At 70.0% G+C, this 15,410-nt stretch carries 16 protein-coding genes; 9 read left to right on the forward strand and 7 right to left on the reverse strand.

Annotated elements, in window-relative coordinates; all coding sequences use genetic code 11:
* Positions 1–59: 59 nt before the first annotated feature.
* The 7 genes from yjgA (at position 60) to H9L41_RS17120 (ending at position 7,541) form a co-directional block, all read left to right on the forward strand.
* Positions 60–680, forward strand: coding sequence for a ribosome biogenesis factor YjgA (yjgA, locus tag H9L41_RS17090; protein ID WP_084299926.1), 621 nt, complete (start codon positions 60–62; stop codon positions 678–680).
* Entirely contained in the window at positions 677–1,249 is a 573-nt protein-coding gene (gene mog, locus H9L41_RS17095; protein WP_028445182.1) for a molybdopterin adenylyltransferase, read from the forward strand. The genes yjgA and mog overlap by 4 nt, the downstream gene beginning before the upstream one ends.
* A gap of 60 nt (positions 1,250–1,309) precedes the next feature.
* Positions 1,310–1,744: a hypothetical protein gene (locus tag H9L41_RS17100; RefSeq protein ID WP_157461885.1), complete on the forward strand. Its 435-nt coding sequence runs from the start codon at positions 1,310–1,312 to the stop codon at positions 1,742–1,744.
* A gap of 370 nt (positions 1,745–2,114) precedes the next feature.
* On the forward strand, positions 2,115–5,453 hold the full coding sequence (locus H9L41_RS17105; protein WP_028445184.1) for a S41 family peptidase: 3,339 nt from the start codon (positions 2,115–2,117) through the stop codon (positions 5,451–5,453).
* Entirely contained in the window at positions 5,450–6,229 is a 780-nt protein-coding gene (locus tag H9L41_RS17110) for an SDR family NAD(P)-dependent oxidoreductase (RefSeq protein WP_051318793.1), read from the forward strand. The genes H9L41_RS17105 and H9L41_RS17110 overlap by 4 nt, the downstream gene beginning before the upstream one ends.
* 35 nt (positions 6,230–6,264) lie before the next feature.
* Entirely contained in the window at positions 6,265–6,843 is a 579-nt protein-coding gene (locus H9L41_RS17115) for a DNA-3-methyladenine glycosylase I (RefSeq protein WP_028445186.1), read from the forward strand.
* The gene (locus H9L41_RS17120; protein ID WP_034606325.1) at positions 6,840–7,541 is read left to right on the forward strand and encodes an alpha/beta hydrolase; all 702 of its coding nucleotides are present in this window, start codon (positions 6,840–6,842) and stop codon (positions 7,539–7,541) included. The genes H9L41_RS17115 and H9L41_RS17120 overlap by 4 nt, the downstream gene beginning before the upstream one ends.
* A 228-nt stretch (positions 7,542–7,769) precedes the next feature.
* On the opposite strand, the gene cysC is transcribed toward H9L41_RS17120, so the two are convergent.
* Positions 7,770–8,390, reverse strand: a complete 621-nt coding sequence (cysC, locus tag H9L41_RS17125; RefSeq protein ID WP_051318794.1) for an adenylyl-sulfate kinase — start codon at positions 8,388–8,390, stop codon at positions 7,770–7,772.
* A gap of 70 nt (positions 8,391–8,460) precedes the next feature.
* Between cysC and H9L41_RS17130 the strand changes: the two genes are divergently transcribed.
* On the forward strand, positions 8,461–9,252 hold the full coding sequence (locus H9L41_RS17130; RefSeq protein ID WP_028445189.1) for an aspartyl/asparaginyl beta-hydroxylase domain-containing protein: 792 nt from the start codon (positions 8,461–8,463) through the stop codon (positions 9,250–9,252).
* Positions 9,240–10,244 (forward strand): hypothetical protein, encoded by a 1,005-nt coding sequence (locus H9L41_RS17135; RefSeq protein WP_211236826.1) that lies wholly within the window; start codon positions 9,240–9,242, stop codon positions 10,242–10,244. The genes H9L41_RS17130 and H9L41_RS17135 overlap by 13 nt, the downstream gene beginning before the upstream one ends.
* Positions 10,245–10,460: 216 nt before the next feature.
* Here H9L41_RS17135 and H9L41_RS17140 read toward each other — a convergent pair whose 3' ends face one another.
* The 6 genes from H9L41_RS17140 to rnc form a co-directional block, all read right to left on the reverse strand.
* Positions 10,461–12,179, reverse strand: coding sequence for a cyclic-di-GMP receptor FimW-related protein (locus H9L41_RS17140; RefSeq protein WP_028445191.1), 1,719 nt, complete (start codon positions 12,177–12,179; stop codon positions 10,461–10,463).
* On the reverse strand, positions 12,173–12,541 hold the full coding sequence (locus H9L41_RS17145; protein ID WP_028445192.1) for a SpoIIAA family protein: 369 nt from the start codon (positions 12,539–12,541) through the stop codon (positions 12,173–12,175). Before H9L41_RS17145 ends, H9L41_RS17140 begins: the two co-directional genes overlap by 7 nt.
* 89 nt (positions 12,542–12,630) lie before the next feature.
* Positions 12,631–13,011, reverse strand: coding sequence for a holo-ACP synthase (gene acpS / locus H9L41_RS17150; protein ID WP_028445193.1), 381 nt, complete (start codon positions 13,009–13,011; stop codon positions 12,631–12,633).
* A complete protein-coding gene (gene recO, locus H9L41_RS17155) occupies positions 13,008–13,742 on the reverse strand; it encodes a DNA repair protein RecO (RefSeq protein WP_028445194.1) in 735 nt (244 codons plus the stop codon). The genes acpS and recO overlap by 4 nt, the downstream gene beginning before the upstream one ends.
* Before the next feature lie 52 nt (positions 13,743–13,794).
* Entirely contained in the window at positions 13,795–14,706 is a 912-nt protein-coding gene (gene era, locus H9L41_RS17160) for a GTPase Era (RefSeq protein WP_034606327.1), read from the reverse strand.
* Positions 14,707–14,709: 3 nt separating this feature from the next.
* Positions 14,710–15,402, reverse strand: a complete 693-nt coding sequence (gene rnc / locus H9L41_RS17165; RefSeq protein ID WP_028445196.1) for a ribonuclease III — start codon at positions 15,400–15,402, stop codon at positions 14,710–14,712.
* Positions 15,403–15,410: the final 8 nt, after the last annotated feature.

The following is a 15,410-nucleotide window of genomic DNA, read 5'->3' on the forward strand; positions in this document are numbered from 1 at the left end:
CATGGCGCCCGGCAGGGTCCGGTATGATAGCGCTCTCGCTCCAGACTACCTCCACAGCCATGCCGCGCAAGTCCCAGTACGACCCCGCTCCCGACGAGACGTTCGACGACGAGGAAATGGTCGAAGCCCCCAGCAAGAGCCAGCTCAAGCGCGAAATGGACGCGCTGCAGGATCTCGGCGTCGCCCTGATCGACCTCGGCCGCGACCAGCTCAAGAAGCTCGATCTGCCCGAGAAGCTGCTCACCGCGGTGCTCGACGCCAAGCGCATCACCGCCAACAGCGCGATCAAGCGCCAGCGCCAGTACATCGGCCGGCTGATGCGCGACATCGACCCCGCGCCGATCCAGGCCTACCTCGCCCACCTGCGCGGCGACAACGACCGCCAGACCGCCTGGCTGCACCGCATCGAACGCACCCGCGAGGAATTGCTGGCCGACGACCAGGCCGTCGCCCGGCTGATCGACGAACACCCGGGCATCGACATCCAGCAGCTGCGCCAGATGGTGCGCAATGCGCGCGCCGAACGCGCGGCGCAGAAGCCGCCCAAGTCCTACCGCCTGCTGTTCCAGTTCCTCAAGACGCTCTACCCCGAACCGGCGCTGGTGCCGTCGGCCGAGGAAGACGAGGCCGGCGAAGACGATGAGGACGGCGACGAGTGGGACGAGGAGGACCGGGCATGAGCACGCTCCTGCGCATCGGCCTGGTGTCGATCAGCGACCGCGCCTCCGCCGGCGTCTACGAGGATCGCGGCCTGCCGGCGCTGAAGGACTGGCTGGCCGCCGCGCTGGCCACGCCGTTCGAGCTGTGCGAGCGGCTGATCCCCGACGAGCAGCCGCTGATCGAGGCGACGCTGAAGGCGCTGGTCGACGACGAAGGCTGCGGCCTGGTGCTGACCACCGGCGGCACCGGCCCGGCGCCGCGCGACGTGACGCCGGAAGCCACGCTGGCGGTGGCCGACCGGCTGATGCCGGGCTTCGGCGAGCAGATGCGGCAGATCGGCCTGCAGTTCGTGCCGACCGCCCTGCTGTCGCGCCAGGTCGGGGTGATCCGCGGCCGCGCGCTGATCCTCAACCTGCCGGGCCAGCCCAAGTCGATCAAGGAAACGCTCGAAGGCCTGCGCGCCGATGACGGCAGCGTGCGGGTGCCCGGCATCTTCGCCGCCGTGCCCTACTGCCTCGACCTGATCGGCGCGGCGCGCATCGAGACGCACGAGGCCGTGGTCAAGGCCTTCCGCCCCAAGAGCAAATAAGACCGGATCGATCCGGTTCCGACCCGGAACGCGATCCGCAATATGCAAGGAGCCTTCAAATTGAGCAATCAGGATCAAGGCTGGTTCGCCCGCATGCTGAGCGCCTTCTCTGGCCTGTTCAGCGCCCGCGGCAAAGGCGCGGGCCAGCGCCAGGGCCATGCCCAGCCGAGCCGCAACATCCGCCGCATCGCTGGCCACTGGCCGGTGTGGGTCGAGTTCAGCAAGTCGACGCGCGAGGCCCACGAACTCAGGCACGATTCGGCCGTCTCGCTGCGCTTCGCGGCGTCGGAGGCCGGCCTGCTGCGCTCGCTCAAGATCACCACCCGCGAATTCAACGGCGTGTACGTGGCCGAAAAGAAGCAGGCGCTGGTCCAGGTGCCCGAGCGGCTGGTCGAGGAAGTGATGCGCAATCCGAACGAGCCGGTCTACGTCGAGGGCTTCGTCGACGGCGAGACGCTGGGCGTGCGGCGCTTCGGGATTCCGCTGTCGTTCTAGGAAGTGAGGGGTAAGGCGCGAGGGGTGAGGTGTAAGCCCATCCTTCTCCCAGCCCCCTTGACGGGGGAGGCGCCGCGTCGCGACAGCCCCATCGCCTGCGATCGTTCAGCCAATCACAATCTGCTCCCTCCCCTTCAAGGGGAGGGTTGGGGTGGGGTCTACACCTCTCGCCTCACACCTCTCGCCTCACACCTCACACCTCACGCCTCACTCCTCGCGTCGCCTCCAACCATTCATCCCGCCCAGCGACAGCCCGTCGCAGCAGCCCGCCGCCCTCGCGGCCGGACGCGCTAATATCCCGCGCTTCGAACCAAGCTGCGCGTGCGCCGGTCCATCCGACTATCGGCGCCGAAATCCTGGAGCCCTCCGCATGAAACCGTCCCGCCTCGCCGTCGGCCTGGCCGGCCTGTTCGCCGTCACCTGCGTCCATGCCGCCCCAGCCAACTATCTCCGCTTCCCCGGCATCGGCCGCGACCAGGTGGTATTCACCGCCGAGGGCGACCTGTGGGCCGTGCCGAACACCGGCGGCGAAGCGCGCCGGCTGACCAGCCATCCCGCCGAAGAAAGCCGCGCCGCAGTCTCGCCCGACGGCCGCTGGGTCGCCTTCTCGGCCGCCTACGAAGGTCCGCTCGAGGTCTACGTGATGCCGCTGGCCGGCGGCCTGCCCAAGCGCGTCAGCTTCGACAACAACCGCGCCCAGGTGCTCGGCTGGAGCCCGCAGGGCGAGGTGCTGTACAGCGCCCAGCACACCAGCGGCCCGGCCTCGCAGCGCATGGTCGCGGCGGTGCAGCCGCAGACGCTGGCGCGCCGGGTGTTCCCGCTGGCCGACGCCAACGACGCGGTGCTGGACGAGCGCGGCGAATGGCTCTACTTCACCCGCTTCGGCCTCGCCACCACCGGCGACAACGCGCGCGGCTACCGCGGCGGCGCGCAGTCGCAGCTGTGGCGCTACAACCTCAGGACCGGCGCCGAGGCCGAGCGCATCGGCCCGCGCGATGCCAACCCGCGCCGGCCGATGTGGTGGAACGGCCGGCTGATCGTGATCAGCGATCGCGACGGCCAGGACAATCTGTGGAGCCTCGCCGCCGACGGCAGCGACGCGCGCCAGCTCACCCGCCACGCCGAATTCGGCGTGCGCGCCGCCTCGCAGGCCAACGGCAAGGTGGCCTACCAGCTCGGCGCCGACCTGCGGGTGTTCGATCTGGCCGGCAACAGCGACGCGCCGCTCGATGTCGCGCTGGTGTCGGACTTCGACCAGCAGCGCAACCGCTGGATCGAGCGGCCGCTGCGCTATCTGAGCTCCGCCCGGCTCGGCGCCGACGGCGAGCGCGTGGCGCTGACCATCCGCGGCCGCGCCGTGCTGGCCGGCAGCGGCCCGCTGCGCCGGGTCGACATCGACCAGCCGGCCGGCAGCCGGCTGCGCAATGCGGTGCCGAGCAGCGACGGCAAGTGGGTCTACGCGATCAGCGACCAGAGCGGCGAGCAGGAGATCTGGCGCTATCCGGCCGACGGCGGCGGCAACGCCAAGCAGCTGACCCAGGACGGCGCCATCCACCGCTGGAAGCTCTACCCCTCGCCCGACGGCAAGTGGCTGGCGCACGATGACAAGCGCGGCCGGCTGTGGCTGCTCGAGCTGGCCAGCGGCCGCAACACACTGATCGACGACGGCAGCCAGTTCGGCAACGAGGAATACGCCCAGGTCGCCTGGTCGGCCGACAGCCGCGCCATCGCGCTGGTGCGGCAGAACAGCGTGCGCCAGCTGAGCCAGATCGGCCTCTATTCGCTCGAGCGCAAGCGCACCGACTGGCTGACCAGCGACAAGTACGACTCGGCCTACCCGGCCTTCAGCCCGGACGGCAAGTGGCTGTACTTCCTGTCCGACCGCAGCTTCCAGCTCGCCAACCGCTCGCCCTGGGGCGACCGCAACACCGGCCCCTACCTGGCCGACCGCACCAAGATCTACGCGCTGGCGCTGCAGGCCGGCGCGCGCTTCCCGTTCCAGCCCAAGGACGAGCTGCAGCGCGGCAAGGCCGGCGCCGACAAGGACGACGACGGCGACGGCAAGGACGAGGCCCGCGGCAAGGACGACAAGCCCGCCGACGACAAGGACAAGAAGGACGCCAAGCCGCGGCTGCCGGCGATCGCCTGGGAAGGCCTGGCCGACCGGCTGTACGAGGTGCCGCTGCAGGCCGGCAACTACCGCGAGCTGCAGACCGACGGCAAGCGGCTGTACTACCTCGAGAGCGACAGCCCGTCCGACAGCGCCAAGGCGGCGCTCAAGAGCCTGGCGATCGACAACGAGTCGCCCAAGCCCGAGACCTTCGCGCTCGACGTGGCCGAATTCGCGCTGGCGCAGAAGGCCAAGAAGCTGTTCTTCCGCAAGGCCGGCGAAGGCGCCGAGATGTATATCGTCGAGGCCGCCGCCAAGACGCCGAGCGACCTGACCAAGGCCGCGGTGCGCATGCGCGACTGGACGCTGCAGGTCAATCCGCGCGCCGAATGGCGGCAGATCTTCGGCGACGCCTGGCGCATGCACCGCGACTTCTTCTTCGACCGCACGCTGCGCGGCGTCGACTGGGCCGCGGTGCGGCGCAAGTACGCGCCGCTGGTCGAGCGGGTGAACGACCGCAGCGAGCTCGACGACGTGCTCGGCCAGATGATCGGCGAGCTCGGCGCGCTGCATTCGCAGATCGGCGCCGGCGACGTGCGGGTGAGCCGCGACGCCGCCCAGCCGGCCGGCCTCGGCGCCCAGCTCGAGCGCGTCGACGGCGGCTGGAAGGTGGTCCACATCTACCGCACCGAGCGCGAGCTGCCGAACGAGCGCGCGCCGCTGGACATGCCCGGCGTCGACGTCGACGAGGGCGACGTCATCACCGCGGTGAACGGCCGCGCCAGCGCCGAGGTGCGCGATTTCTCCGACCTGCTGCGCAACCAGGCCGGCCAGCAGGTGCTGCTCGAGGTGAAGCGCGGCAAGGCGGCGGCGCACCGCACCGTGGTGGTGCCGGTCGATGCCCGGACACAGCAGGCGCTGCGCTACACCGACTGGGAGCAGACGCGCAAGGAAGCGGTCGAGCAGGCCGGCGGCGGCAAGCTCGGCTACCTGCACCTGCGCGCGATGGGGCCGGCCGACATGGCGGCCTTCGTGCGCGAGTTCTACGGCCAGTACGACCGCGACGGCCTGATCATCGACGTGCGCCGCAACAACGGCGGCAGCATCGACAGCTGGGTGATCGAGAAGCTGCTGCGGCGGCCATGGGCCTACTGGGCCGGCCCGACCGCGCTGCCGGCGCAGAACATGCAGCAGGCCTTCCGCGGCCACCTGGTGGTGCTGACCGACGCGCTGACCTACTCCGACGGCGAGACCTTCGCCGCCGGCGTCAAGGCGCTCAAGCTCGGCCCAGTCATCGGCAACCGCACCGCCGGCGCCGGCGTCTGGCTGTCGGACCGCAACGATCTGGTCGACGACGGCCTGGCCCGGGTGGCCGAGAGCCCGCAGTACGGCATCGACGGCAGCTGGCTGGTCGAGGGCATCGGCGTGGCGCCCGACGTCGAGGTCGACAACCCGCCGGTCGCCACCTTCAAGGGCGAGGACCGCCAGCTCGAGGCCGCGATCGGCTATCTGCAGAAGAAGCTGCAGCAGGCGCCGGTGCCGCCCTTGAAGCCGCGCCCCATCCCCCCGCTGCATCCGCCCGTGCAGCAGCAGCCGTGACCGCGCCGGCGGACCCGTCGCTGGCCGGCCGGCTGGCCCTGGTGGTCGGCGGCAGCTCCGGCATCGGCCTGGCCAGCGCCCGCCGGCTCGGCCAGGCCGGCGCCAGGCTGGTGATCGCCGGCCGCGACGCTGCGCGCGGCGAGGCGGCGCGGGCCGAGCTGGCCGCGGCCGGGTTTACCGCGGAATTCGAGCCGGTCGACGTGGCCGAGGCGGACAGCGTGGCCGGCCTGTTCGAGCGGCTGACCCGCCGCCACGGTCCGCTATCCATCGCGGTCAACAGCGCCGCGGCGTCCTTCCGCCCGGCGCGGATCGACGCATTCGACCTCGACGAAGCCGACGCCGTGCTCGATTGCGACCTGCGCGGCATCTTCCTGCTGCTGCGCGGCGAGACCGCCGCGATGGCCGGCGGCGGCGCCATCGTCAACATCGCCTCGACCAACGGCCTGGCCGGCACGCCGCAGGCGGCGATCTACGCCGCCGCCAAGGCCGGCGTGATCAACCTGACGCGCTCGGCGGCGCTCGAATGGATCGTCGCGGGCATCCGCATCAACGCGGTCTGCCCCGGCGCAGTGATCACACCGCGCCGGGCGAACCGGCTGGCCGGGCTCGACGAAGCCGGCCGCGCCGCTGCCATGGCGGCCACGGCGGCGCACATCCCGATCGGCCGACTGGCCGAGGCCGAGGAGATCGCCGAAGCCGTCTGCTGGCTGTGCAGCGACGCCTCGCGCTACGTGGTCGGCCACAGCCTGGTGGTCGATGGCGGGCTGTCCGCATGAGATGATGGCGGCCCACCCGACCGGGAACCGCCGCCATGACCGAACCCTGCCGCTGCAGCTGGGCCAATCCGAAGAATCCGCGCTACCTCGCCTACCACGACGAGGAATGGGGCGTGCCCTGCCACGACGAGACCACGCTGTTCGAGATGCTCAACCTCGAAGGCGCACAGGCCGGCCTGAGCTGGGAGACCATCCTCAACAAGCGCGAGCACTACCGCGCCGTGTTCGACGGCTGGGACGCCGGCGCGATCGCCCGCTACGACGAGGCCAAGGTGGCCGCGCTGCTGGCCGACCCCGGCATCGTGCGCAACCGGCTCAAGGTGGCTGCCACCATCGGCAACGCCCAGGCCTATCTGCGCCTGCGCGAGTCCGGCGGGACGCTCGACGGCTGGCTGTGGCGCTACGTCGACGGCCGGCCGATCCAGCGCAGCGGCGCCGAGCCGGTGCCGGCGCGCACCGAGCTGTCGGACCGGATCTCGAAGGACCTGGCCAAGCAGGGCTTCAAGTTCGTCGGTTCCACCATCGTCTACGCCTACCTGCAGTCGATGGGCCTGGTCAACGACCACGCGCCCGACTGCTTCCGCCATGCCCAAGTGAAGGAACTCGCCCGATGAGCGCAGCGCTCGATCCCACCCTCGACTCCAACCTGCTCGACCACATCGAAGTCGAGACCCGGCCCGACCCCGCGTGGGCGGTGATCTGGATGCACGGCCTGGGCGCCGACGGCAACGATTTCGTGCCGGTGGTGCCCGAGCTGGGCCTCGACGACGGCCCCGGCGTGCGCTTCATCTTCCCGCACGCGCCGATGATCCCGGTGACCTGCAACAACGGCTACGTGATGCGCGCCTGGTACGACATCGTGCTGTTCGACAATATCGACCGCCATGCCGACGAGGCCGGCATCCGCGCCAACCGCGAAGCGATCCGGGCGCTGATCGCCCGCGAGAACCGCCGCGGCATCCCGACCGAGCGGATCTTCGTGGCCGGCTTCTCGCAGGGCGGCGCGATGGCCTACAGCGTCGGCCTGACCCATCCGGAACGCCTGGCCGGCATCGTCGCGCTGTCGACCTACATTCCCTCGCCCAAGCTGATCGAGGCCGAAGCGAACGCGGCCAATGCCGCCACCCCGGTGTTCGCCGCCCACGGCGCGCAGGACCCGGTGGTGCCGCCGATCCTGGGCGAGCGTGCGGCCGAGGCGGTCAAAGCCGCCGGCCATCCGCTGCAATGGCATACCTACCGCATGCCGCACTCGGTCTGCCTGGCCGAGATCGAGGAGATCGGCCGCTGGTTCAAGGCGCGCATGGCGGGCTGAAAATCCTCATGTCACCTCTATAGCTGTTGCATCAACCCACTCATTGCGCATGGCAGGTCGGGCTTTATGCCCGACAGCGATCTTCATTAGCGGCGTTGTCGGGCATAAAGCCCGACCTACGAAAGCTCACCGTAGGAGCGGCTTCAGCCGCGAATGGTCGTTGCGACATGAATCGCCATTCGCGGCTGCAGCCGCTCCTGCCCATTTGCATGCCGTCGCGGTGCGGGATCAGCGAACGGCCTGGGCCGGAATCACCTGGCGCTCCACCAGCAGCGCCAGCAGCCGCGCCGTCGCCTGCTCCGGCGTCAGCACGCCGGTATCGAGCGCCAGATCGGGCGCCGCGGGCGCCTCGTAGGGCGCCGAGACGCCGGTGAACTCGCCGAGCTGGCCGGCCCGCGCCCGTGCGTACAGACCCTTGGGATCGCGCGCCTCGCACACTTCAAGCCCGGCGCGGCACCAGATCTCGAGGTAGCCGTCGCCGATCCGCTCGGCGAACAGCGCGCGGTAGGCGGCCAGCGGGGCGATCATCGCCACGATCGCGATCTGGCCGGCGTCGTACAGCAGCGCCGCCGCCTCGGCCGCACGGCGCAGGTTCTCCAGCCGGTCGGCCGGGCCGAAGCCGAGGCCGGCGTTGAGGCCGGTGCGCAGCCGATCGCCGTCGAGCACGCTGCTCTGCAGCCCGCGCGCGAACAGCGCCGCGTCGAGCGCGTGCGCCAAGGTCGACTTGCCGGCGGCCGACAGGCCGGTCAGCAGCAGCACCGCGGCGCGGTGGCCGTTGCGGCGCTCGCGCTGGGCACGGGTGACGGTCTGCGGCGGAGGAACGATGAAGGAAGGCGGGCGCTGGGACATGAAACCTGGGTTTCCGGCGATGGGCTGAAACGCAGTCTAGAATGCGGCCATCATTTCCCGCCAATCCCGCATGCTGTTCGAACTTCCCCCCTTCGCCCGCTTGCCGCTGCGCTTCGACGCAGCGGCCCTGCGCGCGGCGCTCGACGTGCTGCCGCAGGACGCCTGGCAGCCCCACTTCAACACCGGCTACTACCAGGGCGACTGGAGCGGCATCGCGCTGACGGCGCCGGCCGACGCGGTCACCCCGCTGTCGCCGGGCCAGGGCGAGGGCCGGCCCACCGCCCATTGCGACGACTTCTGGCGCGAACAGCTCGGCCGCCTGCAGACCCGCCTGCGCAGCGCGCGGCTGCTGCGGCTCGGTCCCGGCGGCAGCATCGCCGAGCACCGCGACTACGACCTGGGCCAGCCCGGCGCCGACCTGCGGCTGCACGTGCCCATCGTCACCGACGAGGCGGTCGAATTCCTGCTCGACGGCCGCATGGTGCCGATGGCGGCCGGCGAGTGCTGGTTCCTCGACCTGTCACGGCCGCACCGGGTCGACAACCACGGCGGCCAGGCGCGCATCCACCTGGTGCTCGACTGCAGCCCGAGTCCCTGGCTGGCCGGCCAGATCGAAGCCGGCCTGGCCGATACCCCGCCGGCGCGCGACAGCCGCGGCGCGCAGGCCTTCGCCGAGTTCCGCGGCCGCGTGCAGGCCGATGCCGCGCTGACCGCCGAACTGGCCGCCCACACCGACCACGAAACCTTCGCCGCCGCCGTGCTCGCGCATGCAACGGCAGCCGGCCTGCGCTTCAGCCGGGCCGACCTCGACTCGGCCATGACCCGCGGCCGCCGCGAATGGATCGAACAATGGATCGTCTGATGGACCGCACCGACTACCGCGACTGGCTGCCGATCCGCTTCTGGCGGGATGCCCAACGCTGGCGGCTCGACTGGGCCCGCTTCGGCGACCAGCCGCTGCGCGAACCGTTCTTCCGCGACAGCGCCGAGGTGGCGCTGAAGCGGCCGTTCAACCTGGCTTTCCGCCGCCAGACCGATGCCGACGCCCTGCTCGACTGGCAGGCCGCCAGCCCCGGCGTCGAGCCGACCGCCTTCATCTTCCACGCCTCGCGCTGCGGCTCGACGCTGATCACCCGCATGCTGTCGCGGCTGGACAGCCACGTCGTGCTGTCCGAACCGCCGCCGTTCGACGCGTTGCTGCGCGCGCATTATGTCGACCCGGCCATCGCCGCACGCCAGCCGGCGCTGCTGGCCGCGCTGCTGTCGGCCTACGGCCAGCGCCGGCGCGGCGCCGAGCGCGCGCTGGTGGTCAAGCTCGATGCCTGGAACCTGTGCGAGCTGCCGCTCTTGCGCGCGCGCTTCCCCGCTACGCCGTGGATCTTCCTCTACCGCCATCCGCTCGAGATCGCGGTGTCGCAGCTGCGCTCGCCGGCCACCTATATGGTGCCCGGCATGATCGCGGCCTCGCCGCTGCTGTTCCCGCTGCAGGAGGGACTGATGATGTCGCGGCCCGAGCTGGTGGCGCGCACCGTCGGCCGCATCCTCGCGGCCGGCCTCGCCCACTGCCGCCAGTACGGCGGCATCGCGGTCAATTACGAGGAGCTGCCGGACGTGGTCGGCGGCCGGCTGGCCGGCCTGTTCGGCCTGGCGGAGGCCGACCTGCCGAGCGTGCTCGACGGCGCCCGCCAGCACGCCAAGAACCCGGTCCAGGCCTTCGAACCGGACCGCGAGGCCAAGCGCCGCGCCGCCGACCCGGCCACGCGCGAGCTGGTGGAACGCTGGGCCGAGGCGCCGTATGCCGAGCTGGAAGCCTTGCGGGAAGCGCAAAAAGCCGACGCGCGGACCGCGGCTTGAGGTTCGAGCCTCGCAACGAAAACGCCCAGCGCAGCCGGGCGTTTGCACATACGGAAGATCGGCACGACGCCCGGGTGGCTCGAAGCGCGTCATGACGCGCCAACGGCCGAAGCAGGCAGGATCGGGCCGGGCCCCCACAAGCATCAGCGCCCGGCTCGGCCGGGCGCCAGCGCTACACGCCACGCCGGCACGATCGCCGGAACGACGGCCGAGCCCTCAGGAATCCCGGCGTACCAGCTCCACCATGGTCCAGATCCAGTCCGGCCCCTTTTCCAGCGTCTCGCCGATCCGCACCACGAAGCCCTTGTCGCGCGCCTGTACCTGGTAGTGGCGGCCCGGCACGTAGTCGGCCGCGTGCATCAGCAGCGTATTGGCGCGCTTGCCCTCGCCGAGGTAGGGAATGTAGAGCCCGCTCTTGGGCGCGACCAGGCCGATGGTATCGATGCCGTCGACCAGGCTCGGGGCGCGCTTCTCCTCGTCGAGCGACTTCATGCTGGCCGCCACCGGCGTGGTGCTGAGCACCTGCACGCCGGCATACAGCTGCTCGGAATTGACGCGATTGAGCCGGCGCACCACCCCGATCATCCAGTTCTGCTGGTCGTCGCCGCGCAGGGCCAGCAGCACGCCGAGCCGTACCCAGTCGTGGCTGCCGTCGACCGGCAGCACCGCGCCGAAGCCGCCGGCCGACTGGTTCTCGATCACCCACTCGTCGTGCGTGACCGCGCGCGTCTTGTTGACGTAGGCGTGGTTGCGCGCCTGCATGTCGGCGATCTTGCGCTTGGTGCGCTCGGTCACGTAGCCGTACAGCTTCATGTCCATGATCTCGTCGTGATCCGGCGCCGTGCGCGCGGTCGAGCGCGCCATCGCGCGTTCGTCGTCGCCGCGCACCGCGGCGAAGATGTTGACGAGGCCGGACACCACCTGCGCGAGCTTGCTGACCTTGGTGCGCTCGCTGCGCGTCATCTTCTGGTTGCGCTCGCGCGACCACAGGATCTCGAGCTGGCGCATGAAATCGAGGCAGGCCGGCATGCGCGCGTCTTCACCGAGGCCGAGCCGGGCCGGCGAATCGCCAGCTTCGAGCTGCTGCATCACGCGGTTCATCTCGGCCAGCAGCTCGCCCACGCCCCAGAAGCGCAGCATCTCGCCTTCGACCGCCTCGTGGATCTTGGCCGGCCCGGTCGGCTCGGCCAGGTTGACGCCGAACTGGTGGATGCCGTCGCGGTACTTGCGCTCGATCTGCACATGGCGCGACCACATGCCGAGCCAGCGGTCGGCCCAGTCGAACTGGCGCAGGTTGAAGTTGCCGTTGTTGAGCGTGGCCAGCATCTGGATGCGGATGAATTCGTCGGCGCACGAGGTGGTCGGGCCGTCGCGGCCGTAGAGCGGAAACGGATCGCTGTCGACGTTGTCGATCTCGGCCAGCCGGTAGAGCTGGTTGGCGCTGGCCCACAGCACCGCGGTCGGCGCCTGGAAGCGGAAGAAGTGCCACTTCACCTGGATGCCGACGTAGTGGAGCGCGCGCGCCAGCATGCGGCCCAGCAGCGAGAGGAAGCCGGCCTCCTCGGTCGGCAGCGGGTTCTCCAGCCGCACGAAGGGGTGGTAGGCCGCCAGCATCGTCCGCGCGAAGCCGACGATGTCGTTCCACAGCCGCTCCTCGATCGCCTTGCCGGCGCGCGGATTCTGGATGTACTGCTGGCAGACCAGGTCGTAGGTCGGCTGGATCTGCTCGTCGATCAGCATCAGCGCTTGCAGCATCGACAGGTTGACGGTCTCGCGCTGGTCGAGCTTGGCGACCATCTCGCGCACCGCGGCCAGCCGGCCGCCGATATCTTCCTGCAGGACTTCCTTCATCCAGACCGCGGCGGTGCGCGGATCGGCCAGCGGATCGGTCTCGCGCTTGACCAGGTTGCCCAGCGAACCGAACAGCTTCAGCATTGGTCCACCACCGCCAACCCATCCACCAGCCAGCGTTCGGCGTCCGCCCCGTTGTCGAAGATGCGGACCTCGCTGTCGACGAACAGGCGTGCGAGCCAGGTCGCCCAGGTGGTCCACTGGTCGGTGGTGATCACCGCGATGCGGCCGAATTCGGTGCGATGCGCGCGCGAGAACTTGATCTCTTCCCACACCACGTCGAGCGTGTAGTCGAGCATCTCGGTCAGATCGATCAGCAGATTGGGCCGGCCATGGAACTGGAGTTCGTAGAGCACGTTCTCCTCGAATTCCTTGTAGTCGGCCAACGTGAACTCGCCCGCCACGGTGGCGAGCACGCAATGGGACTTATGCTCGATTGCGATCATGGCTGTTCTCCCCTTTTTGTAAGGTTACCGCCTGGCCGGCCCTCAATATAAACCGGTCGCCAATTATGACTGTGTTATAGCCGAGCCGTTCATCCGGCTTCCAGTAACACGAAGGCGACGGCCGACGCGCGCTCGTCGCTGAGCGACAAATGGGCGCGGACGATGCCTTTTTCACGCAGCAGGGCCTCGATCGCCGGCGCGAAATGCAGCAACGGCCGCCCCGCCGCATCGTGGCCGACGGCGATGCCGGCCAGCTCCACCGGCGGCCGGATGCCGGTGCCGAGCGCCTTGGCGAAGGCTTCCTTGGCGGCCCAGCGCTTGGCCAGGAAGCGGACCGGATCGCTCACGCCGGCGAATTCCTCGCGCTCGGCCGGCGCCAGCAGCCGGGCGAGGAAACGCTCGCCATGGCGCGCGTGCGCGCTGCCGATGCGGGCGATCTCGATCAGGTCGGTGCCGATGCCGAAAATCATAGCTGGTACAAGTCGCGCAGAATCTTGCGGGTATGCAGCGGGGTGTCGCCCAGGAGTTCGGCCAGCAGCGCGCGCATCAGCTGCTTGGCCTGCTGGGTCGACTGCGGATCGCTATAGTCGTCGGCCGCCATCGCGGCCAGCGTGCGGCCGCGCACCAGGACGCCGGCGCTCTCGCCCTCGGCCGGCACGAGACCGCGGCCCGGTACGAAGCGGTAGTTGTCGTCCGGCTCGATCGGCCGGCCGGCCAGGTCGCGGTCCAGCGCGAAACCGTAGCCGAGCTCGGCCGCCAGCACGCGCTCGAAGCGGCGCAGCACCGGCTCGACGTCCTGGCCGGGCTGGGCCAGCGCGCGCACGGCGCGGTCGTAGGCCTCGAACAGCCGGCCGTGGCCGTCCTCGCGCGGCAGGAGCTTGAGCAGCAGTTCGTTCAGGTAGAAGCCGCACAGCAGCGGCAGGCCGGCCAGCTGCGGCACCCCTCCCTGCCATTCGGCCGCGTGCAGGGTCTTCAATTCGCCGGCGCCGAACCACGACAGCTCGAGCGGCTGGAAGGCCAGCAGGCTGCCGCGCAGCGCCGACATCGGCCGCCGCGCGCCGCGCGCCACCAGCGCGACGCGGCCGTGCTGGCGGCTGAAGGTCTCGACGATCAGGCTGGTTTCTTTATAGGGGTAGCTGTGCAGCAGCCAGGCCGGCACCGCTTCGACGCGCTGCTTGCTGGAGGCGAAGGTGACGGCCATGGCGGATTCGCGCGGGATGGTGGATGCGCGGCGGCGGCCGCCGCGCGGGGCCTCACTCGTAGCCGAACTGCCGCACCAGGCGGGAATCGTCGGCCCAGCCGCTCTTCACCTTGACCCAGACCTCGAGGTAGATCTTGCAGTCGAACATCTTTTCCATGTCGGTGCGGGCCTGGGTCGAGATCTCCTTGAGCTTCTCGCCGTTCTTGCCGATCAGGATCGCCTTCTGCGCGTCGCGGTCGACCAGGATGGCGGCGAAGATGCGGCGCAGCCCGCCCTCCTCCTCGTACTTCTCGATCTCGACCGTGGTCGAATAGGGCAGCTCGTCGCCGACCAGGCGGAAGATCTTCTCGCGGATCAGCTCGGTCGCCAGGAAGCGCTCGCTGCGGTCGGTGACCTGGTCTTCCTCGTACATCGGCGTGCCGATCGGCAGCAGCGGCTTGATCGCGTCGAGCAGCACGTCGACCTTCATGATCTTCTTGGCCGAGACCGGCACGATCGCGTGGAAGGCGAACTGCGAGGCCATGCCCTGGATGAAGGGCAGCAGCTGGTTCTTGTCCTTGAGCAGGTCGGCCTTGTTGACCACCAGGATCACCGGCCGCTTCTTGGGCAGCAGCCGCATCACCTCGACGTCGCGCGCGTCGAACTTGTTGGCCTCGATCACGAACAGCACCACGTCGACGTCGGCCAGCGTGGTGGTCACGCCGCGGTTCATCGCCTCGTTGAGCGCGCTCTTGTAGCGGGTCTGGAAACCCGGCGTATCGACGAACACGTATTGCGCGTCGGCCTCGGTGCGGATGCCGGTGATGCGGTGGCGGGTGGTCTGCGCCTTGCGCGAGACGATGCTGATCTTCTGGCCGATCAGGCGGTTGAGCAGCGTCGACTTGCCGACGTTGGGCCGGCCGACGATGGCGATGAAGCCCGCCCGGAATGCCTGTTCTTGATCCATGTTGTCGCTATCGCTCATGTCTTATTTCGCCTTCCGCGCACTGCCCGGCAGGGCCTCGATGGCGCGGGTCGCAGCCTGCTGTTCGGCGGCGCGGCGGCTGGCGCCCTCGCCCTGGGTGACCAGTCCGAGCGGCTCGATGCGGCACTCGACCACGAAGAACTGGTCGTGCGCCTCGCCGCGCTGCTGCAGGATGGTGTATTGCGGCAAGGCCAGCCTGCGCGCCTGCAGCCATTCCTGCAACTGCGTCTTGCTGTCCTTGCCATGGGTTTCGGGGTCGATCGCGGCGATCAGCGGCGCCATCAGCCGCGCCACCGCGCGGGCGGCGGTGTCGTAGTCGCTGTCGAGGCAGATCGCGGCGAACAGCGCCTCGAGCGTGTCGGCCAGGATCGACGGCCGCTGGTAGCCGCCGCTGCGCGCCTCGCCGTCGCCCAGGCGCAGGAAGCCGCTCAGCTGCAGGTTCTGCGCCAGCTCGGCCAGCGTCTCCTTCTTGACCAGGCTGGCGCGCAGGCGCGACAGCTCGCCCTCGCTGCAATCGGGGAATGCATCGAACAGCATGCGGGCGACGGTGGCGTTGAGGATGCTGTCGCCGAGGAATTCGAGCCGCTCGTTGTGGGGCACGCCGTAGCTGCGATGCGTCAAGGCCTGGCGAAGCCAGGCCTCGCGGCGGAAGCGATGATCGAGCGCCGCTTCGAGCGGCGCGATGTCGTGTGCCACTGATCGGC

Source organism: Chitinimonas koreensis, assembly GCF_014353015.1.
GTDB classification, from domain to species: domain Bacteria; phylum Pseudomonadota; class Gammaproteobacteria; order Burkholderiales; family Chitinimonadaceae; genus Chitinimonas; species Chitinimonas koreensis.